The organism is Halorussus vallis, from assembly GCF_024138165.1.
GTDB lineage: Archaea > Halobacteriota > Halobacteria > Halobacteriales > Haladaptataceae > Halorussus > Halorussus vallis.
In genome coordinates this window covers 537908-557511 of record NZ_CP100001.1, presented here as the reverse complement: position 1 = coordinate 557511, position 19604 = coordinate 537908, and the positions used below count along the sequence as shown (strand labels likewise).

General features: G+C 67.1%; 22 protein-coding genes and 1 pseudogene. 11 read left to right on the top strand and 12 right to left on the bottom strand.

Annotated elements, in window-relative coordinates:
• Position 1: 1 nt before the first annotated feature.
• Positions 2-646: pseudogene (locus NGM07_RS20160) on the bottom strand (aldo/keto reductase); the annotation flags it as partial.
• Positions 647-778: 132 nt separating this feature from the next.
• On the opposite strand from NGM07_RS20160, the gene NGM07_RS22680 reads away from it, so the two are divergent.
• On the top strand, positions 779-1156 hold the full coding sequence (locus NGM07_RS22680) for a DUF4112 domain-containing protein (protein WP_253520717.1): 378 nt from the start codon (positions 779-781) through the stop codon (positions 1154-1156).
• Between the two features lie 48 nt (positions 1157-1204).
• On the opposite strand, the gene NGM07_RS22675 is transcribed toward NGM07_RS22680, so the two are convergent.
• A complete protein-coding gene (locus NGM07_RS22675; RefSeq protein WP_253520715.1) occupies positions 1205-1879 on the bottom strand; it encodes a HoxN/HupN/NixA family nickel/cobalt transporter in 675 nt (224 codons plus the stop codon).
• Between the two features lie 149 nt (positions 1880-2028).
• Positions 2029-3777: an alpha-amylase family protein gene (locus NGM07_RS22670; protein ID WP_253520713.1), complete on the bottom strand. Its 1749-nt coding sequence runs from the start codon at positions 3775-3777 to the stop codon at positions 2029-2031.
• A gap of 309 nt (positions 3778-4086) precedes the next feature.
• Between NGM07_RS22670 and NGM07_RS22665 the strand changes: the two genes are divergently transcribed.
• Both NGM07_RS22665 and NGM07_RS22660 read left to right on the top strand, forming a co-directional pair.
• Entirely contained in the window at positions 4087-4380 is a 294-nt protein-coding gene (locus tag NGM07_RS22665; protein WP_253520711.1) for a hypothetical protein, read from the top strand.
• A gap of 89 nt (positions 4381-4469) precedes the next feature.
• Positions 4470-5129 (top strand): SIMPL domain-containing protein, encoded by a 660-nt coding sequence (locus NGM07_RS22660; protein ID WP_253520710.1) that lies wholly within the window; start codon positions 4470-4472, stop codon positions 5127-5129.
• Between the two features lie 9 nt (positions 5130-5138).
• Here NGM07_RS22660 and NGM07_RS25400 read toward each other — a convergent pair whose 3' ends face one another.
• From NGM07_RS25400 to NGM07_RS22650, 3 genes are all read right to left on the bottom strand, one after another.
• Entirely contained in the window at positions 5139-5267 is a 129-nt protein-coding gene (locus NGM07_RS25400) for a hypothetical protein (RefSeq protein WP_256525454.1), read from the bottom strand.
• A gap of 267 nt (positions 5268-5534) precedes the next feature.
• On the bottom strand, positions 5535-6431 hold the full coding sequence (locus NGM07_RS22655; protein ID WP_253520708.1) for an ABC transporter permease subunit: 897 nt from the start codon (positions 6429-6431) through the stop codon (positions 5535-5537).
• Entirely contained in the window at positions 6428-7381 is a 954-nt protein-coding gene (locus tag NGM07_RS22650) for an ABC transporter ATP-binding protein (RefSeq protein WP_253520706.1), read from the bottom strand. The genes NGM07_RS22655 and NGM07_RS22650 overlap by 4 nt, the downstream gene beginning before the upstream one ends.
• A 154-nt stretch (positions 7382-7535) precedes the next feature.
• Between NGM07_RS22650 and NGM07_RS22645 the strand changes: the two genes are divergently transcribed.
• Complete coding sequence (locus NGM07_RS22645; RefSeq protein ID WP_253520704.1) at positions 7536-8174, top strand: helix-turn-helix domain-containing protein; 639 nt, start codon at positions 7536-7538, stop codon at positions 8172-8174.
• A gap of 48 nt (positions 8175-8222) precedes the next feature.
• Here the strand turns inward: NGM07_RS22645 and merB are convergent, their stop codons facing one another.
• Positions 8223-8861 (bottom strand): organomercurial lyase, encoded by a 639-nt coding sequence (gene merB, locus NGM07_RS22640; protein WP_253520702.1) that lies wholly within the window; start codon positions 8859-8861, stop codon positions 8223-8225.
• Between the two features lie 280 nt (positions 8862-9141).
• On the opposite strand from merB, the gene NGM07_RS22635 reads away from it, so the two are divergent.
• Together NGM07_RS22635 and NGM07_RS22630 are read left to right on the top strand one after the other, a co-directional pair.
• Positions 9142-10089, top strand: coding sequence for a hypothetical protein (locus NGM07_RS22635; protein WP_253520701.1), 948 nt, complete (start codon positions 9142-9144; stop codon positions 10087-10089).
• 165 nt (positions 10090-10254) lie between these two features.
• Positions 10255-11004 carry a hypothetical protein gene (locus NGM07_RS22630; protein ID WP_253520699.1) on the top strand — a complete coding sequence of 250 codons (750 nt, stop codon included), beginning with the start codon at positions 10255-10257 and terminating at the stop codon, positions 11002-11004.
• Between the two features lie 21 nt (positions 11005-11025).
• On the opposite strand, the gene NGM07_RS22625 is transcribed toward NGM07_RS22630, so the two are convergent.
• The gene (locus NGM07_RS22625) at positions 11026-11502 is read right to left on the bottom strand and encodes a D-lyxose/D-mannose family sugar isomerase (RefSeq protein WP_253521182.1); all 477 of its coding nucleotides are present in this window, start codon (positions 11500-11502) and stop codon (positions 11026-11028) included.
• Between the two features lie 351 nt (positions 11503-11853).
• Here NGM07_RS22625 and NGM07_RS22620 point away from each other — a divergent pair, with 351 nt between their 5' ends.
• Together NGM07_RS22620 and NGM07_RS22615 are read left to right on the top strand one after the other, a co-directional pair.
• A complete protein-coding gene (locus NGM07_RS22620) occupies positions 11854-12294 on the top strand; it encodes a DUF7344 domain-containing protein (protein WP_253520697.1) in 441 nt (146 codons plus the stop codon).
• A 2-nt stretch (positions 12295-12296) separates the two neighbouring features.
• Positions 12297-12650, top strand: coding sequence for a DUF7344 domain-containing protein (locus NGM07_RS22615; protein WP_253520695.1), 354 nt, complete (start codon positions 12297-12299; stop codon positions 12648-12650).
• Between the two features lie 134 nt (positions 12651-12784).
• Here the strand turns inward: NGM07_RS22615 and NGM07_RS22610 are convergent, their stop codons facing one another.
• The gene (locus NGM07_RS22610; RefSeq protein ID WP_253520693.1) at positions 12785-13540 is read right to left on the bottom strand and encodes a proteasome assembly chaperone family protein; all 756 of its coding nucleotides are present in this window, start codon (positions 13538-13540) and stop codon (positions 12785-12787) included.
• Between the two features lie 133 nt (positions 13541-13673).
• Between NGM07_RS22610 and NGM07_RS22605 the strand changes: the two genes are divergently transcribed.
• The 3 genes from NGM07_RS22605 (at position 13674) to NGM07_RS22595 (ending at position 16065) form a co-directional block, all read left to right on the top strand.
• A complete protein-coding gene (locus NGM07_RS22605; protein ID WP_253520691.1) occupies positions 13674-13844 on the top strand; it encodes a hypothetical protein in 171 nt (56 codons plus the stop codon).
• Between the two features lie 61 nt (positions 13845-13905).
• Positions 13906-14406, top strand: a complete 501-nt coding sequence (locus NGM07_RS22600) for a macro domain-containing protein (RefSeq protein WP_253520690.1) — start codon at positions 13906-13908, stop codon at positions 14404-14406.
• Between the two features lie 186 nt (positions 14407-14592).
• Positions 14593-16065, top strand: a complete 1473-nt coding sequence (locus NGM07_RS22595) for a PAS domain S-box protein (protein ID WP_253520688.1) — start codon at positions 14593-14595, stop codon at positions 16063-16065.
• 181 nt (positions 16066-16246) lie between these two features.
• Here NGM07_RS22595 and NGM07_RS22590 read toward each other — a convergent pair whose 3' ends face one another.
• Genes NGM07_RS22590 through NGM07_RS22580 form a run of 3 tightly spaced genes read right to left on the bottom strand, consistent with a single transcriptional unit; the run spans position 16247 to position 19599 of the window.
• On the bottom strand, positions 16247-17329 hold the full coding sequence (locus NGM07_RS22590; RefSeq protein WP_253520686.1) for a sugar ABC transporter permease: 1083 nt from the start codon (positions 17327-17329) through the stop codon (positions 16247-16249).
• Positions 17326-18291: a carbohydrate ABC transporter permease gene (locus NGM07_RS22585; protein ID WP_253520684.1), complete on the bottom strand. Its 966-nt coding sequence runs from the start codon at positions 18289-18291 to the stop codon at positions 17326-17328. Before NGM07_RS22585 ends, NGM07_RS22590 begins: the two co-directional genes overlap by 4 nt.
• 9 nt (positions 18292-18300) lie before the next feature.
• Positions 18301-19599, bottom strand: coding sequence for an extracellular solute-binding protein (locus NGM07_RS22580; RefSeq protein ID WP_253520682.1), 1299 nt, complete (start codon positions 19597-19599; stop codon positions 18301-18303).
• Positions 19600-19604: the final 5 nt, after the last annotated feature.

The following is a 19604-nucleotide window of genomic DNA, read 5'->3' as shown; positions in this document are numbered from 1 at the left end:
CCCTCGCCAGCGGACTCCACGGCAGGACGCCGACGTTCTCGCGGTCGCACAGCGGGAGCATCTCGCGCTCTTCCTCCCGATACACGAGGTTGTAGTGGTTCTGCATCGTCTGGAACCGCTCGAGGCCTTCGAGGTCGCTGGTCCGGAGCGCCTCGGCGAACTGGTAGGCCCACATCGAACTCGCGCCGACGTGCCGTACCTTCCCGCGCCGCACCGCGTCGTCCAACGCCCGGAGCGTCTGCTCGATGGGCGTGTCGTCGTCCCAGCGGTGAATTTGGTAGAGGTCGACGGCGTCCATCCCGAGGCGGTCGAGCGAGTTCTCGAGTTCCTGCTCGATGGCCTTCCGCGAGAGGCCGCCCGAGTTGGGGTCCTCGTCGTCCATCTGGAAGTAGCACTTCGTCGCGACCACGCTCTCGTCGCGCCGACCCTCAAGCGCGTCGCCCAGTACGCGCTCGCTCTCGCCGTTCGAGTACATGTTCGCGGTGTCGAAGAAGTTGATGCCGAGGTCGATGGCCCGGTCGATGATCTCCTCGGCCTCCTCGGCGTCGAGCACCCACGGCCGCCAGTCGCTCGACCCGAAACTCATGCAACCCAGACAGAGTCGGCTGACCTCGATGCCGGTGTCGCCGAGCGTCGTGTACTCCATGTCGAGTGGTCGCCCGGCGGGGCCAAAAAAGTGTACCGTCGGTCACCCGCCGGGCGATTCGAGCCGTCGATTCGCGGGCAGACGCGGACGGGCCAGCGAACTTTTCCCTCGGGGGTCCTACCGCGAACAGCTATGGGTACCGATTCCGAAGGCCAGTCCATCGAGGTGAACGTCAGCGACGAACCGCCGGGGATGGAGCGCGTGCGCGCCGTCGCCGACCTGCTCGACGAGGCCGTCGAAGTGCCGGTCGTCAACTACAAGATCGGCCTCGACCCCATCCTCGGACTGCTGCCGGTGGGCGGCGACGCCGTCTCGGCGGCCATCTCGCTGTACATCGTCGCCGAGGGCGCGCGGATGGGCGCCTCCCAGGACACCGTGCTCCGGATGCTCGCCAACGTCGTCTTCGACGCGGTCGGCGGGTCGATTCCGATCCTCGGTTCCATCGTCGACGCCGTCTTCAAGGCCAACCAGCGCAACGTGAAGCTCCTCGAAGAGGAGTTCGGCGAGTAACCCCGGCTTCGCGCCGCGGACCACCTGCGATTCAGTTTCAGACTCTTTCTACGCGAGTCCGAGCGCGCCGACCTGCTCGGCGAGCAACACCGCGCCCACGACCGCACTGAGGATGCCCGACCCCGCTTTCAGGTACGTTTCGAGCGACGTGCCGAGCGTCCGGCCCCAGACGGCGGCCGCCGCGGCCATCGTCGCGACCGAGAGGAGGCTGAACGTCCCCAGAAACGAAACCGCCGACTCCGGCGTCGGCGCCGTCGAGACGAGCGCGACGACCAGCGCGCCGCTCCCGGCGAAGCCGTGGACGACGCCGACGACGAACGAGTCGCCGTCGAGGTGGGAGTGGGTGAGTCCGACCGAGAGGCTTCCGATGCCGAGGTGGGAGTGGAGACCGCCGCCGCCGTGGGCGTGTTCGCGGGTGCCGACGTTCGCGTCCGTCCGGCCGACCACCCGCCACAGCGTCCGCGCACCCAGCGCGACCAGGACGACGCCGACCACCGCCTCGAACAGCGTCGTGACGGGGTCCGGAAGTCGAACGCCGAGGAGGACGAACAGGAGGCCGAGCGCCGCGATGGGGACGGAGTGGCCGACGCCCCACGACGCCCCGACCGCGCTCGCCCGCCGGTCGTCGTCCACCAGCGTCGCGACCGCCGCCAGGTGGTCGGCTTCGAGCGCGTGGCGCACGCCGAGGACCACTCCGGCGACGAGTGCCGTGCTGACTGTCATACCTCCCGTTCGATTCGGGGGCGGAAAACCGCGCGGATTCGGTCGACTGGGAGCGTCGCCCGGAACCGTCGACGGGGAGGCGGCGGTCGAGTCGTTCGCGGTCGACCGCCCCCGTCTGGCGCGAATCGGCGAGAACCGACCCGGCCGGGTCAGTTCTCGCCCACGCGAACCCAGCAGTGGCCGTAGCGCCCGAGTTCGAAGCGGTGTCCGTCGGCCGTCTCCTCGACCGTCACCTCGCCGAGGAGGCGGACCGCCACGCCGCCCAGGTCGAGGGTCGCGGTCGTCGGTTCGGTCGAGAGGTTGTGGACCGCGACGACCTCGCCGCCGGGTCGGGACATCCGGTGGGCGAAGACGGTCGGGTCGTCGGTTTCGAGGAGTTCGAAGTCGCCGGTTCCGATTTCGGGACACTCCTTGCGGACCCGAATCAGTCGCGAGAACCACCCCAGCAACGAGTCCGACTCGCCGCGCTGGTCGGCGACGTTGACGCGCTCGTACCGGAACGGTCCCTCCGAGACGACGGGCCGAACCAGGTCCTCGGGGTCGGCCGTCGAGAAGCCGGCGTTTCGCTCGGCCGACCACTGCATCGGCGTCCTGACCGCGTTCCGGCCCGGGAGCGAGAGGTCGTCGCCCATTCCGATCTCGTCGCCGTAGACGAACAGCGGCGCACCCGGGAGCGAGAACAGCAGGTTGTAGGCGAGTTCGAGGCGGTCGCGGTCGGGGTCGCCGTCGTCGGTCGCGAGCATCGGCGCGAGGCGGCGGCGGATGCCCCGGCCGAAGATGCGCATGTCCTCGTCGGGCGCGAACGTCTCGAACACCTCGCGCTGGCGCTCGGTCGGGAGGCGGCCGACGTTGAGTTCGTCGTAGTTCCGGAGGAAGTTGGCCCACTGGCCCTCGTCGGGAATCTCGGGGAGGAGTTCCTCGACCTCACGGAGGGGTTGGGCGCGCTCCTCGGCGAGCGCCGAGACGAGGTACGCCGACACCAGGAAGTTCAACAGGACGTTCATCTCGTCGCCCTCGCCGAAGGCGTCGGCGTCGGGTTCCGCGAGCGGGTCGGCGTTCTCGCCGGGCGCGGTCGGCACGTAGTCGCCGGGAGAACGCCGACCGCTCCCGTTCGTGTTGCCGAAGTAGTGGGCGAGTTTCGACGGTTCGTCGTCGGCCTCCGCCAGCAGGATGGCGTCGTCGCCCCGCCGCTCGACGAACGACCGCATGTCCCGGAGGACGCCGTGGGGGTCGTCGAGTTTCGTGGATTCGAGGCCGCCCTTGTTGTCTATCATCAGCGTCGCGGCGTCGACCCGGAAGCCCGAGACGCCCAGTTCGAGCCAGAACCCCATTATCTTGCGAATCTCCTCGCGGACGTCGGGGTTGGCCGTGTTGAGGTCGGGTTGGAAGTGGTAGAACCGGTGGTAGTAGAACGCCTCGGCCTGCTCGTCGTAGCTCCAGACGCTGTCCTCGACGTCGGGGAACACCGGGCCGCGGTGGGGGTCGGGGTTCTCGGGCGGGTCGTCGCGCCAGACGTAGTAGTCGCGGTACTCCGAGTCGGGGTCCTGGCGAGCCTTCTGGAACCACGGGTGCTGGTCGGAGGTGTGGTTGACCACCAGGTCGACGATGACCTCGATGCCGTGGTGGTCGGCCGCCCGCATGAACTCCACGAAGTCGCCGAACGTGCCGTGGCGCGGGTCGATGCCGTAGTAGTCGGTCACGTCGTAGCCGTTGTCGCGGTTCGGGGAGGGGTAGAACGGCAGGAGCCACAGGCAGTCGACGCCCAGACTGGAGAGGTAGTCGAGGCGGTTCGTCAGTCCCTCGAAGTCGCCGACGCCGTCGCCGTCGGCGTCGGCGAACGCCTCGACGTCGACGGCGTAGAAGACGGCGTTTTCGTACCAGCGGTCTTTGGTCGTCATACGAGAGCACCCACTGCCGGAGTCGTCAACGGGAAGGAGGAAAAGTCTCGGGGCGGAATCGTCGCGCCGACGACAGTATTCGCCTCTACCGGGCTGACACGATGCGGAGTCGTCCGCGCTCCGGGTCGGCTCCCAATGTCGGTGCGACCGCGGCACTCGCTCCCGTCGGAAACCGCGGGATTGCGGGACCGGCGACCGGCGGAGTCGCCCGCTCCCCGGCCGCACTCGAATTTACCGCCGGTCGGCTCGGACCGTCTGAAACCATAAGTGTCGGGCCGCCGTTCCAGTAACCGTTCCGAGTGCGGGGAGATGGACGGGAGTTCCGACGCGGCGACCGGAGGGCCGAACCGACGCGGAAACGGGGCGGAGACGAACGCGAGGGCGGTGGCGCCGGAACTCGAACGGGCCCACCCCGACCCGCCGTTCGTCTTCGGCCTGAACGTCGTCGCCGAGCACGTGGTCGGCTTCGAAGGGCTTGTCCAACTCCAGGCCCGGGCGCTGCTGCTCGGGGCGGCCATCGTGCTGGTCATCGGCACCCTCTCGGCCGTCGTCGCGGGATGGCGGACCGCGAAGACGGTCGGTATCGAGAGTCTGCCGCGGTGACCCGTCACGCCCCGGATGCGCCGACGCGAATCGGTACCACGTCCACCGGTCGGGTAAACTACAAAATCTCGGCCGCCGACGATACCGCCATGCCGGACCGAACCGTCACCACCGCCGCGACCGGCCGGACGAGCGCACCGCCCGACGAGGTGACCGTCCAACTGTCGTCGAACGCGGTCGAACCGGACGTGATGGCCGCCCGCCGCGGGGTCGCGGAGCGGGCCGCCCGACTGCGGAGCGTCCTCGCCGACGCCGGGGTTCCCGGCGACCGGGTCCGGACGATTCGATTCACCGTCACCCAGCGACCGCCCCACCGCACGCCCCACTGCACGCGGGAGTCCGAGGACGACCCCGAATCCCGACCCTACGAGGCGACCGAGACGCTGATCGTCACGCTCGGGGACCTCGACTCGGTCGGCGAGGTGCTGACGGCCGCCGTCGACGACGCGGGCGCGGAGGTCGACACCGTGAACTTCGGCTTCCGGACCGAGACGGAGCGCGAACTCGACCGGGAGGCCGTCGCCGACGCCGCCGAAACCGCCCGGAAGCGGGCCGAGGCCGCCGCCGCGGCCGAGGGCCTGCGCGTCGGCGACGTGCGCTCCATCGCCACCGACCAGGAGGCGATGAACCGACGGACCGCGTCCGGACTCGGCGAGGCGCTACAGGAGTCGGGGTCGCAGGGTCCCGAGAGCGGTCCCATGGACGTGACGGCGCGCGTCGAGGCGACCTACGAACTCTGCGAGGAGTAGCCGACCGAATCAGGGGAGCACGTCCTCGCTGGTGAACGCCCGGTCGCACTCGGTGCAGTAGTAGCGGTCGAGGCCGCGCTTCTCGACCGTCCGCTTCCGACCGCAGTCCGGACAGCCGATGTCGACGAGGAGCGTCATCGGAGGACGGGACGGGCGCGAGCGACTTGAGTCGTGCGCCGGGCGAGCCCGGTCGCCTTCGGCCCAATCGTTAAATGCGGAACGGAACCCGCCTACTCGTTGCTCGTGACGTTTCCCGGTCGGATTCGCACCTCCCTGTTCGCGTGTGTCGGCGACTCTATCTCCGTGTTATCTTACGCCCCCGATTCGACTCTCCGTCCGTTCCAAGGCCGCTTGGGCAGCCTCTTGAACCGACAGGGCGGGGTCGTTCATCGCCGCGTCGCTGAGTCACCCCAGGTCGGAATTCTCGAACCACCAGTAGCCAACGAGGACAGGGACAAGTCCCCAGAGGAGCAGGACGACGACCGAGAACCAGTCCGTGAGGTAGATGGGTACATCGCCTCCGAGCCGGTCCGCGAGCGCCAGTCTCTCGGACGAAATCCCTGCGGGGATGTCTTCGATAGGAAGTTCGGGGACCTCGCTCACCGGGCGGTCGAGGGCAGCGCTCGCAATTACGCGGTACGCCTCCAGCGGATTGAGTCGCTGCAGGAAGACGTACCACCGTTCGACTTCCACCCCCGGAAGCGAGCCGGTAACCGCGTAATAGAGGCCGACGACCACCGGTTTCCAGAAGAACACCATGCCTACGAACGACCCTATCGTGAACGCCATCGCTCGCCCGCGGGTTGCCGCAGCGGCCGAGCCGCCGACTGCTAATCCCGTGAACGTCAGCCCGACCAGCACGCTCGCGGCGATGAACCCGGCAAACGATGTGAGGTTCGGGAACCCGTACAGCACCACGACGAAGACGGTGGCGATAGTGAGTCCCACGGTCAATGCCACGCCGGTAACCAACGTCCGTCCGACGAGTTTGCCTGCCACGATGTCGAACCTGGAGAACGGATAGCTCAATAGTACGCGCAGGCTGCCCGAGCGGCGCTCACTGACGACAGAAAGATAGCTGGCGACCAACGCGACGCCCGGGACGAACAGTTGGGCAAGCATCGCCACGCCTGCCAGCGCCATCGAGGCATCGACGGTTACGGTAGCCGGAAATAGCTGTTCGGCCGATAGCAGGGACATCACCAGAAAGGCCACGAACACGGAACTGATGCCCCACAGCATCCTAGAACGCACGGCGTCCTCGAAGTCTTTCCGGGCAACGTCCATCCAGTTCACCGTCATGGTTTCACCGTTTGGGTTTGACGGAAGTCGTTACGGTCCGCGTCGGAACGACCACCCGTCGTGTACGCTGTGAACACGTCTTCCAACGATGCCTGCTCGGAGTCTACGTCGAGGATTTCGATACCGTCGTTCGTGAGTTTCGTAATGACTCGTGCTTTCGCACGTGAGTCCCCACATCCGATTCGGAGGATGCCGTCCGCAAACTGCGTGGAATCGACACCATCGATGTCGGCCACACTACTATCGAAATCACCGGCTATGCGCAGGTGAAGTTCGGAGCCAGCCCCGACAGTTTTCCGTAGTCCCTCGACGGTATCGACGGCCACTAAGTCGCCCTCGGACAGAATGGCGACGCGATCACACACTGCTTCGACTTGGCCGAGGATGTGGCTAGAGAAGAAGACGGTCGTCCCGTCGGCAGCCTCTTCGCGGACAAGGTCGCGCATCTCCCGGATGCCGTGGGGGTCGAAACCAGACGAGGGTTCGTCGAGGACGAGGAGATCGGGATCACCGACCAGCGCCATTCCTAGCGCCAACCGTTGTTGCATTCCTTTCGAGTAATCGCCGACGGGTCGGGCAGCGTCACCCTCGGCCAGACCGACGCGGTCGAGGACTGCGTCGGAAGTGGTAGTGGCGTCCGTCCAATTGGCGGCGAGTTCGAGGTGACGCCGCCCTGTCAGCCGTTCGTAGAGGCCGAGTCCCTCAGGGAGGACGCCGATGCGCTCTCGAAGCGCCTCCGACTCCTCGTGAACGTTCATCTCCAGTACTGTCGCGGTCCCCTCGGTGGGGCGAACGTAGTCCAGTAGCATGTCGATGGTGGTGGACTTGCCTGCACCGTTCGGCCCGAGGAAGCCGAATACCTCACCTTTCTCGACGGATAAGTCGAGGTCGTCAACGGCTACGACGTCGCCGAAGCGCTTGGTGAGGCCGTGTGTTTCGATGGCTGTCATCGTCGTAGCGTACCAGAAACAGGACAAAAGATTGTCCTCCGGAAATGCTAGGACGCTTTATCTCCGGGAGGTAGTGTCCATTTCGGTCGTGGTCACTGCCCAATATGTTGGGCGCTACGTTTTATTAAATGGCCAGTGGATACCGAGTCGTGCCATGCGCGAGGCCCGCATAACGATCAGCGATTCAGAATACGAAACGATGGGCATCGAGGGGCTCGTTTCGCTCTGCCAAGAGGCGGGACTACAGGACTTCGAGGAACTCGTCTGTCGTGGGTTCGGTGCAGTAGTGCAGGTAGAAGTTGAAACGCGCCTCGATGAGAAACGACTGTCGTCGCTTGAGTGCGTTGATCAGTGGGAACACGTTGCGGAGATAGACGATATACAACTGTATGTCATCGCATTCACTGCGCCGGGACTCCCGGAGAGCCTCGCCGGCGAGATGGAGGACCTTGTCGGCACCTGTAATCCGGTCGTAAACGAGCACGGGGCAACTCTGTCACTCGTCGGCCCACAAGAGGCCATTGCAGGGACCGTCGACAGGTATGAGACTGCCGGGGTATCGCCGGATCTCCGGAAACTTGACGTGTACGAGGGACGTGAGCGACCGATAGACGACCTCACGAATCGTCAGCGTGAGGTGATTCAGACGGCCTACGACAACGGGTACTACGAGGTGCCTCGCGAGGTGACGACTGATGACATTGCTGGAGAATTAGATATTGATTCATCGACGGTCGCCGAACATCTGCAGCGCGCCGAACGAAACCTGTTGCGTCACCACCTCGGACGATGAACTGGCCCGGGGGGTGCTTTCGAAGTACTCGACCAGCCTTTTCTAAAATTACTCGATGAGGCCGGCTGCGATGTCCGTAGCGCCCGGGAGTGGCAACGCAACGGTCGCTGCAGGAACCGTCTTTTCCCAGCGTTCGTATGCTTCTCTATTAGGAAATGCCCTGACGTAGGGACAGACTGCCGCGTAGATGTCTTCGTGCGATAGCGTGCCGTCTACGGGCGAGTCGACTAAATCCTCAATGCCGAACGAGAATACCGCCGTTTCGGGCGTGACCGTCAGGTCAGTCGTTCCGTTTGCGCGCGCTTTAATCACAGTACCGTCTGGACTCTCGGTCCGAATATCGACCGGCGTCTCTGTGAGGGCTGACAGGGCCACCGCATCGTAGAAACAACGGAAGTAGTACGTTTCTCCGTCTAACTCACCTCGGTGGTCCGTCTTCTCGTCTGCGTGGCAGAGGTCATCGATCTGTATGGCTCTACCGACGGTCCGGCGACGGACCTCGATAATCCAGTCGCCCAGCGTCTCTACCGTGTCCACCCCGATCAGTCGTGCCAGTGATGACCGAACGTCAGCGGGGAGTTCCGCAGTAAGAACGGAGTCGTCGGCGAACCATCGCTCAGTCGTCGCGTTGGCGTTCGATCCCTGTCGGTCGCTGCGACAGCCGCACGCACATTCGTGGTCGGACATACACCGGGATACAGCCAGATATCCTATCGGTGTGACTCCCAACTTAGGGGGAATGTTGAAAACACAGTGTTGATTCGTCTGTTTGACTTGCTCCACTTTCTGTTTTCGGCTAGTACCGACTCGACATACAACGGCTCAGTAGTTTGGTGTCTGATATTCCATGCGACCTTCTTCTTTGACCCGATTCGTAAGTCAGTCTGTGATACCGTCCGTGGGAGGACGGTAGCGAGCCACATCTGACATCGCAGGGATTTCGGTCCCGGCGCGCGAACTCGGCCCCATGGGGGAGTACGCACGCGTTCCGGAACTCGACGTGGCGGACGCAGAGACGCTACTCGAACCCGACGATTCGGGTGAGGGCAACTGGGTGGGCGCGCCGTGCGTCCACCGCTACGACGGCGACGCGTACCTCGCCGTGCGAGAGCGCACGTCCGAAGCGCGGGGGAGCGGGGTCAGAATCTTCGAATACGAAGCCGGAAACGGCGGCGACCTCCGAGAGGTCGCCGCCGTCTCCGCCGACGAGTTGGGGGTCGAGAGCGTCGAACGCCCCGCGATGGCGACCGACCCCGGAACGGGGGACCTGCGACTCTACCTGCCGGTGGACCGCGGGACGGGCGACTGGCGCATCGTCTCGCTCGCGCCCGCGGCCGACCCCACGGAGTTCGACTCAACCACGGCCCGGACGGTGCTCGCGCCCCGCGAGGGGACCACCGACCGCGCGACGGTGAAGGACCCGCACGTGGTGGCGCTCGGCGGGCGACTCCACATGTTCTACTCGGGCCACGACGGGGCGTCCGAGCAGGCCCACCTCGCCACCAGCACCGACGGCGAAACCTGGACTCGCTCGCCCGCGAATCCGGTGTTCGAGCGCGGCGGGTGGCACGACCACCACACCAGAGTTTCCTGTGTCTTGCCGGCGCCCGACGCCCCCGTTTGGCAGGTGTTCTACGAGGGGAGCGGCCGGGCCGACTACGGCCGGACCTGGAACCTCCGGACCGGGATGGCGGTCGCCCGCGACTTCGAGACGATTCGGGAGGCGAGCGCGCGGGGGCCTACCTACTGGGCCGACACGACCGACCGACGGGTCGGCGTCGACACCCTCACCGCGTGCCGGTATCTGGACGCGCTCGACCGGGGCGACGAGTGGGAACTGTTCTTCGAGGTCGCCCGCGACGACGGCGCGTTCGAGTTGCGGCGGGCGAGGGTGGACGTCGGGACGAAGAGGTAGCCGAGCGAAAGGAGGATAGGGACGGAGGAGGGCCAAGACGGACGAGAGCAGGGACGGGAGGACAAGGACAGAGGAAGTCGACGGGTGGAGCGACCGTGCCAGCCCGCCGACCTGTCTAACTTGAATTACGGTCCTTTTTTGAACCTCGCCCGAACGCCGACTACCATGAGACGATGGGCCGCGCTCGCGGGACGGTCCCGCGGGGGAGAAACCGACGAGGAGGGAACGGGCGGGCGAGGCGACCGCCCGCCGACGCTGGAGGAGTTCATCGAGGACAACTACCGGCTGTTCACCGTCATCAGCGTCTTCGGGACGCTGGCGGTGTACCTCACCCAGTTCCAGCGGTCGTCGACCGCCGCCACGAAGGGCGGCGTCGGCGCGGTGCTGGTGCTGTTCATGCTCACGGCGGTCGTGGCGCTGCGGAACTCCTACCGGGCCACCGAGCGCGCGCGGGCACACGGGGCGTACGCGTTGCTGTTCGGCTACGCCGTCTTCATGTACGCCTTCGTCACGCTGGTCGTCTCCGTGGTGCTGGTCATCGTCGGCCGGTACGCCCAGGGGGCCGAGAGCGTCCTCGGGTCCAGCGTCGTCTACGCGCTCGTGTTCGTCTACGTTCCGTTCATCGCGCGGGCCGACGCCTTCGCCGAGTTCGACGGCGGACCGCTCACGGCCCGAGCGGTCAGGCGGACCCCGCACCTCGCCGCGCTACTGCTCGCGTCGTGGTACGCGGTGCAGTGGTACCGCGACGCCCTGCCGACCGTCGAGTTCGGGAGCGCGGCCTACTCCATCGGCATCGTGCTCAGCCTGGTGGGCCACCACTTCCTCATCACGGTCGCGGTGTTCGCCGCGCTCCGGGCGCTCGACAGAATCGGTCGGGTCGTCGCCGGCGCGCTCGGGGCCGGCGGCGCTCGGTAGGTCCGGCGCGTCGGGACTCTCTCAGTAGCTTCCGGCCATCCGGTCTATCTTCGGGTCGGTGAACACGTCCTTCTCGTCGAAACTCGGCGAGGAGAACTCCGAGATGACCGCGCCGTCCTCGCCGGCGACGAACCAGTGGCGGGTGTCGGGCGGGATGGTGTACTGCTCGCCGGGTTCGAGGTGGATTTCCTCGCTCGCGGTGTAGTGCTCTTCGCGCATCGGTGGGTCGACCGACCGCGGGGAGTCGGAGTCGGCCGACGATTCGACCGAATCGTCGGCCGACTCGTCCTCGACGTAGAGGTACACCTCGCCCCACCGGACCCGGAACGTTTCGCGCTTGCCGGGGTAGTCGTCGAACGGCGGGTGGCGGTGTTCGGGGCAGGTCTGGCCGCCGAACAGCACCAGTTCCTTCGCGCAGTAGCGGTCGTTGTTCTCGTAGACGACGATTTCGGTGCCGACCCGGTCGAGGTCGCCGAGGCCGTAGTCGACGACCTCCATCTCCTCGCGCTCGGCGTCGGTGAGCACCACGCCCGCCTCCGCGAGCAGGTCTGCGGCGCGCTCGCGGGCGCGTTCGCGTTCCGCCTTCGAGGTGGTCCCGGTTTCGCCGGTCGTCTCGGTCCCGGCCGCGTCGTCGGCGTCGTCGGTCATGCGTCGACGTTCGACGCGGGCGGAAAACCCTTGGCGGTCCCGGAACCTCGGGCCGCGCGAACCCGTCGCGAGTGGCCGTCGCGCCGTCCACTACTTAAGCCGCGTACCCGTAAGGCCGCGCCCTTTTTCTCGCGGACAGAATACCGGACTTCGGAAAACGGGACGACGGCCGAACCGTCGCCCACGTTCCGGGAAGACACAATGGACGCGACGATACGCGACGGGGACGAGAGGGGTACCGAGACGGTGGGCCGGCGACCCGCGGCGGAGGACGGGCGCGCCGACGACGCGCGTTCGACCGACGCGGTGGCGCGGGCGCTCTCGAACGAGCGGCGGCGGTTCGTCTGCCGGCACCTCCTGGAGTCCGACGAACCGACGACGGTGATGGAACTGGCGACGCTCGTCGCCGCCTCGCAGCGCGGCGTCGCGCCCCGGGCGCTGACGACCGACGAAATCGCGCGCGAGCGGGCGGAGTTGACCCACACGCACCTCCCGACGCTCAAGGAAGCGGGCATCGTCGCGGGCGACGAAACCGGACTCGAACTGGCCGAGGACGCGCCGAACGCGCGGACGCTTCGAACCGAGTCGTCGACCGACGACCCCTCGGAAAAGAGTGCCCGACGGCGCTCGGGCGGGCGGTAATCGTGAGACGCTCGCCGCTGCCGTGGATTCGGCGGGACGCCGCGCGCCGGACCGAGCGGGCCGAGCGCGGGACCGCCGCGGACGAACCCCGACGGCGAATCCTGGAGGCGGTGGCCGCCTCCAGTCGACCGGTCCACCTCTCGGAACTGGTCGACGACCTCCTGGTCGGCGTCGAGCGACCGATTTCGCGCGACGAGACGGCCGAGGAGCGCCGGCGCGCGTACGCGGCGCTCCGCACCGAGTACCTCCCGCCGCTCGTCGAAGCGGGCGTGCTCTCGTTCGACCGGGTCGACGACACGGTCGAACTGACGCCGTACGGCGCCCGCGTCGCGAGGAAGCGGGCACAACGACGGTGACGGCCGGCCACTGGCCGGCCGTCACCGTCTACCGCTTTTCGGGTACGCACGCGAACCGGTAGCGGCGTCGTCGCGTGCCTGACTCGTCACGTGGTCAGACTCGCCGCGTGCCCGACGTCGGCGTCGCGGGTCCGTCACTGGTACATCGACGACTCGGCGGTCGAGTGGTCCGGGTCGGACTGTAACTGCTCGAAGTAGCGGGCGACCTGTTCCATCTCGTTCCGGATGGCCTCGGCCTCCTCCTCCAGTTCGCGGGTGTCGATGTCGAACTCGACGAGCGGTTCCAGCGCCTTCTCGATGAGCGCCCGCGCGGCGTTCGGGTCGGGGAGGAACGGGTGGGCCTTCACCACGAGCGCTATCGTGGGGACGTTCGCGTGATAGCAGTCGTTCACCACGGCGCCGCTCGTGCCGCCGATGAAGCCGACGCCGGATTCCAGGGGGACGCCGATCGCTTCGACCTCGCTCGCCATCTCCTCGGAGGTCACGACGGCGGTGACCTCGCCGACCGCCTCCTCGTTCTGGGCCGGGACGCCGGCCAGGACGATGGCCCGCTCGAAGTCGGCCGCCAGGTCGTTGACGATGCAGGCCGCCAGGTCGGCGCTCGCCTCCGGGGGCATGGCGACGTCGCACTGCGGAACCACGACCGACGGGTCGGTGCCGGCGTACACGCGCACCAGGTCGCGAACCCGGCCCTCGCCGAACGTCGTCACCGGCGGGAACGACTCGGAGACGATGTGGCCCTGTCGTTCGAGGTCGAGTTGTTCGGTTACCTGGTTGACCGCGATACTTCCGACCACCCCGTTCTCGGGCATCCCGACCAGGAGCGTCGGCGCCTCGGGCGAGAGTTCGGCGCGTCGTTCGAATCGGGCGGTTGCGTCCGTTCTGGGCATCCCGTACCTGTGCGACTCGTCGGACCGTAACTCTGATTGCCGGGGCCTCGGCCGTCCGGTCGGTCGTCGGCGGGCCGCGCCGACCCCGAACCACCGACAATCATTTCCCGTTCGCCGTCGCCCTATTTCCGTGATGTACAAAGCCCAACTCACCGACGGCGAGCAGATAGAGTGCGAGGAGTACGAGCGCCAGGACGCCGGCATCGAACTGTACGACGGGAGCGGCGAGTTCCTCGCGTTCGTCCCCTACCCCAACCTCCTCTGGGTCGGCAACGTGGACGACGACGGGAAGACCCGCTGGTAGCCGACCGGTTCGGGAGCGCGAAATCGCCACATCCTTGCTCGCGGCCGCCGTGGCCCCGCGCATGGAGTTCACCGTCGTCCGGGGGGATATCGCCGACCAACGCGCGGACGTGGTCGTCAACGCCGCGGGGACAAGCCTGGAGATGGGTAGCGGCGTCGCCGGCGCGCTCCGCCGGAAGGCCGGCCCCGAGTTGAACGAGGCGGCCACCGCGAAGGGACCGGTCGACCTCGGCGAGGTGGCGGTCACCGACGCCTACGACCTCGACGCCGAGCACGTCGTCCACGCCGCCGCGATGCCCCACTACGGGGACGGGAAGGCCACCGAGCGAAGCGTCCGGGACGCGACCCGCAACGCGCTCGCCGCGGCCGACGACCTCGGCGCGACATCGGTGGTGCTCCCGGCGCTCGGATGCGGCGTCGCGGGGTTCGACCTCCGGGAGGGCGCGCGAATCATCTGCGAGGAAATCGCGGCGTTCGAACCGACGTCGCTCGAAGACGTTCGGTTCGTCGGTTACGGCGATGAGTACGAGACGATACGCGACGTCGCCGAGGGCGTTCGGTGAGAGACGGGAGCACGGAGCACTACGCTTAAGTCGGGCGAATCGTATCTGCGTTCAAGGAAAGCGACACGAACGCGTCCGACCGGAGCGCCGGGGCGGCCGCGCCGATTCCAGTCGACGCGGCCGCCGTCGACGTGGCGACCGACCGTTCGTCGGCGAATCGCCCGAGTCGCGCCCGAACGACAGCCCATGAGCGACCAGTTACGAGAGGAAAAGCGAAAGATCGAGGAACTCCACGAGGTCGCCGCCGAGATGGAGGCGTGCACCGCCGAGGACGAGGTGTACCGCCGCGGCGTCGACGCCGCCGAGAGCATTCTGGAGTTCGACATCTGCGGCATCGACGCGGCCGAGGACGGCTACCTAGTCCCGAAGGCGACGTCGACCGAGATGCCCGCCGACGGCTACGACGCCGTCGCGGTCGACGAGGGCATCGCGGGTCGGACCTACCGTGAGGGCGAGTCGTTCGTAATTCCGGACGTCCGGGCGACCGACGCGGCCGAACCGGTCGACACGGAGTACCGGTCCGTCCTCAGCGTCCCGCTCGGCGACCACGGCGTCTTCCAGGCGGGGTCGCGCGAGACGGGCGCGTTCGACGAGGAGGACCTCGAACTCGCGGAACTGCTGCTGTCACACGTCACGCAGGTGCTCGCCCGCATCGACTCCCAGTCGGCGCTCCGGGAGAGCGAGCAGAAGTACCGGACGCTGGTCGAGGGGAGCCACGACGCCATCTTCATCCACAGCGACAGGCGGTTCCGGTTCGTCAACGACCGCGTCGCCGACCTCACCGGCTACGACCGCGAGGAACTGCTCGGGATGGACGTTCGAGAACTCATCCACGAAGGCGACCGCGAGTTCGTCAGGGAACTGGTCGAGCGCCGCGAGCGCGACGAGGGCGCGCCCCACTACGAACTCCGCATCCGCACGAAGGACGGCGAGGTCCGGTACCTGGAGATGAGCGTGCAGGTCATCTCCTACGAGGGCGAAATCGCCCACCTCGGCTCGGCCCGCGACGTGACCGAGCGCCGCGAGCGCAAGCGGACGGTCGAGCGCCAGAACGAGCGTCTGAAGGAGTTCGCCAGCGTGGTCTCCCACGACCTGCGCAACCCGCTGAACGTCGCGCGCGGCCACCTCGAACTCGCCCGCGACACCGGCGGCGACCACCACTTCGAGAAGACCGAGCGCGCGCTCGACCGGATGGAGACGCTCATCGGCGACCTGCTGAGCCTCGCCAGACAGGGCCAGGACGTCCGCGAAACCGAGCGCCTGGACCTCGAAACCGTGGTCGCCCGGGCGTGGTCGACGGTGTCGACCGGCGACGCGACGCTCGTCGTCGACGGCGACCTCGGCGAAATCGAGGCCGACGGCGGCCGACTGCGCGAACTGTTCGAGAACCTGTTTCGGAACAGCGTCGAACACGCCGGCGCCGACGCGACCGTCACCGTCGCCGGGACGCCCGATGGCTTCGCCGTCGCAGACGACGGGCCGGGCGTCCCCGCGGACGAGCGCGAGCGCGTCTTCGACCACGGCTACTCCACCGCCGCCGACGGGTCGGGGCTCGGCCTCACCATCGTCGAGAACATCGTCGACGCCCACGACTGGGAGATACGCGTCGGCGAGAGCGACGCGGGCGGCGCGCGCTTCGAGGTGGACCGGGGGTTCTGAGGGCTTCGTTCCTGGCCGGGGGAATTCCGTTCTCGAACGGAGACGAGGACGACCGGGAATTGTGATGCCGATGGAGGGGGATTTACGCTACAGATGAATCGGGCCAGAGAAACCGTTGCCGACCACCCCAGTAGTTGAGCAAAGGATTCTTCCGAATCAAGACGAGAACCGCCGCCGAGAGCTAGCCTTCCATCCCGCCGAACGAGAGGCCGCCCTCGATGTAGCGCTGGGCGAACAGGTAGACCAGCATGATGGGCGAGGCGAACGTCAGCGCGAACGCCGAGAACCGCGCCCACGGCACCGAGTACTCCGAGACGAGCGAGAACAGCCCGACCGGGAGCGTGTAGTTCTCGGTGCCCAGCAGCGTCTGGGCGACCACGAACTCGGTCCACCCCGTGAGGAAGGTGAAGATGAGCACGGTCGCCAGCCCCGCCTTCGACAGCGGCAGGATGACCTCGACGACCACCCGCCAGGCCGGCGCGCCGTCGACCACCGCGGCCTCCTCGTAGGAGACGGGGATGCCGTCCATGTAGGTTTTCAGCAGCCAGGTGTTGAACGGAACCGCCGTCGCCGCGTAGTAGACCGACAGCGCGAGCTTCGAGTCGTTCAACCCGATCTGGACGAAGACCGTGTAGAGGCCGATGAGCAGCGCGATGCCGAGGCCGCCGCCGACCTGCGTCAACAGCACGTAGCCGAACAGAATCTGGCGGCGGCCGATGAACTTCCGGCGCGAGAGCGCGTACGCGCCCGGGACGACAAGGCACATCGACAGGATGACCGTCGGAATCGCGACGGTGAGGCTGTTCCAGAAGAACCGCTTGAAGCCCGACGGACTGGTGACGCCGTAGTCGGAGGCGTCGAGGAACTCCAGTCGAGGCGTGCCGAACACCAGCGCCGAGTCGGTGAACGGGATGGCAAGCCCGACGCGGTAGCTCGGGACGATGAGGTCGCCGAGCACCCAGACGAACGGCTGGACCGACGGGTTCTCGGGCAGGAGTCGCAGTCCGTTGACGGAGTAGATGGAGCCGCCGGAGCCCGACAGCGCCGAGATGAGGATCCAGTAGATGGGGAACAGCAGCGCGAGCACGACGACGAGCGCGCCCAGCGTGATGCCGAGGGTCTTGAGCGGCCGCACCGGCGATATCTCGCCCTTCCGGACGCCCTCGGCGGTGTAGCGCATCTCCCGGTAGGTGTCGACCGGCGTCGTCGCCAGGCCGACCGCGTCGTCCTTGAGTTCCCGGGCGACGGAGCGAAGCAGGCTCACGCCTCGTTCACCCCGTCTGCGAGCCGTCCCTTCTTGACGTTCAGCCACATGAACGCGCCGATGAACGCGACGGCGATCAGGCTGATGGCGGCGCCCTGACCGTACTCGAAGTAGGTGAACGCCTCGCGGTAGCCGTAGACGACGATGAGTTCGTTCGCCCGCGCGGGTCCGCCCTGATTGAACACGTAGGGGATGAGGAACTGCTGGAACGAGGCGGCCGCGGTCAGTATCGAGGCGAACAGCACCGGTCGCTTGATCGACGGCAGCGTGACGTGGAGGAACCGCGCGACGTAGCCCGCGCCGTCGACCTTCGCGGCCTCGTGGAGCTCTTCGGACACGTCCTGAAGCGCGCTCACGGTGATGATGACCATGAACGGGTAGGCCAACCACGCCTCGGTGACGTTGTACGCGAGGAACGCCATCCAGCGGTCGTTCAGCCACGACACCGACGCGAAGCCCAGCATTCCGAGGACCTGGTTGGCCAGTCCGAACTCGGCCGAACTGAAGATGCCCCGCCACACCGTGATGGTGAAGATGGCGGGCAGGCCCATCGGGATGATGATGAGCGAGCGCATGACGCGCTTGCCTCGGACCCTATCGCCGGTGACGATGAGCGCGACGCCGATGCTCAATGCGATCTTCAGCGTCACGCTGGTGGCGACGAACAGCCACGTGATGCCGAAGGAGTTCCAGAACTGCGGGTCGGTCAGGACCGCGACGTAGTTCCGCAACCCGACGAACGTCGCCTCGCCGAAGGTCAACACCGACAGCGCGCCGTCGCCCGCGAACAGGTTCGAGGGCTCGGCGTTCGTGAAGGAGATGCCGAGCAGGTACAGTATCGGGAACAGCATGAACGCCGAGAAGACGAACAGGCCCGGCAGCACCAGCAACAGCGAGGCGTCGCCCCGTTCGAGGAAGGGGACGTCTTCGATCCGGCGGGTGACGCGAGAGACGGTGCTCATTGGTTCGGTCTACTCCCAGTTCTTCCGGACGGTCTTTTCGGCCTGCTTCATGGCCTTCTCGACGCCGACGTTGCCGTTGAACATCTTCGTCACGGCGTCGGTGAGCGGCTGCCACACCTTCCCCATCTTGGGGTCGGTCGGCATCGGCACGCCCTGCTGGACCGTCTCGGAGAACGCCCTGACGTTCTCGGGCAGCGCGTCGCTCCCGGCCAGACTCTCCAGCACCGGGATGGACCCCTGCTCCTGGGCGGCCGACTTCAGCATCTTCTCGTCGGTGACGTACCACTCGGCGAACGACTGGGCGGCCGCGGCGCTCGCGTCGTCGTTCTGCATCGCCTTCGCGAAGTACCACATCTGGATGCCGGTGTACGGCCGGGGCTGGCCGCCGTCGGGCGTCGGCAGTTTCGTCACGCCGAAGTCGACGCCCTTCTCGTTGAGCGTGGCGAGGTACCACGGTCCGTTGATGGCGAACGCGGCGTTGCCCGACGCGAACGGCGCGGCCTGGGTCTCGTAGCTGGGGTCCTTCGGCATGTAGGGCTTGAACGTGTCGAGCGCGAACTGGAAGCCCTCCAGCGTCTTCGACTGGGTCAGCCCGAGCATCGGGTCCTTCTCGGGGTCGAAGTAGTAGCCGCCGAACGCCTGGCCCCACGCGCTGACGAAGTAGGGGTCGAAGGGGTAGCTGAGCCCGTAGGTGTTGTTGTTCGGGTCGTGGTGCTCTTTCATCGCCGACTTCATGTCGGCGACGGTCTTCGGCGGTTCGTCGACCATCGACTTGTTGTAGATGAGCGACACCGTCTCGGCCGCGTACGGGAGGCCGACGACCTTCCCGTCGAACTGGACCGCCTCCGCGGCGGTGTCGGTGAAGGTGTCGAGCGAGACGTTCAACTGGTCGCTCCGGTCGGCGACGAACCCGCGCTGGTAGTAGTCGCCGACCCAGTCGTGGGCCCAGTCGAACAGTTGCGGTCCCTGGCCGGCCGGAATCGCGCTCGTGGTCTTCTTCTTCAGGTCGGAGATGTCGGCGCCCTCGACGGTGTGCTTCGAGTTACCGTTGAACCGCTTCAGCGCCTGCTTGCGGGCCTGTAGCTCCGTGTCCTGGAGACTGTACCACGCCTTCGCGGTGCCGGCCGGGCCGGACTCGGTGGTCCCGGCCTGCCCGGAGTCCTCGCCGGACGTGGTCCCCCCGCCGCCGTCTCCGCCGTCGCCGCCCTCGGTCGTCCCGCCCTGTTTCTGGACGCTCGCGCAGCCCGCCAGTCCGACGATGCCAGCCACGCCGATGCTCTCGAGAGCTTTTCTGCGATTCACTGTCATGGGGT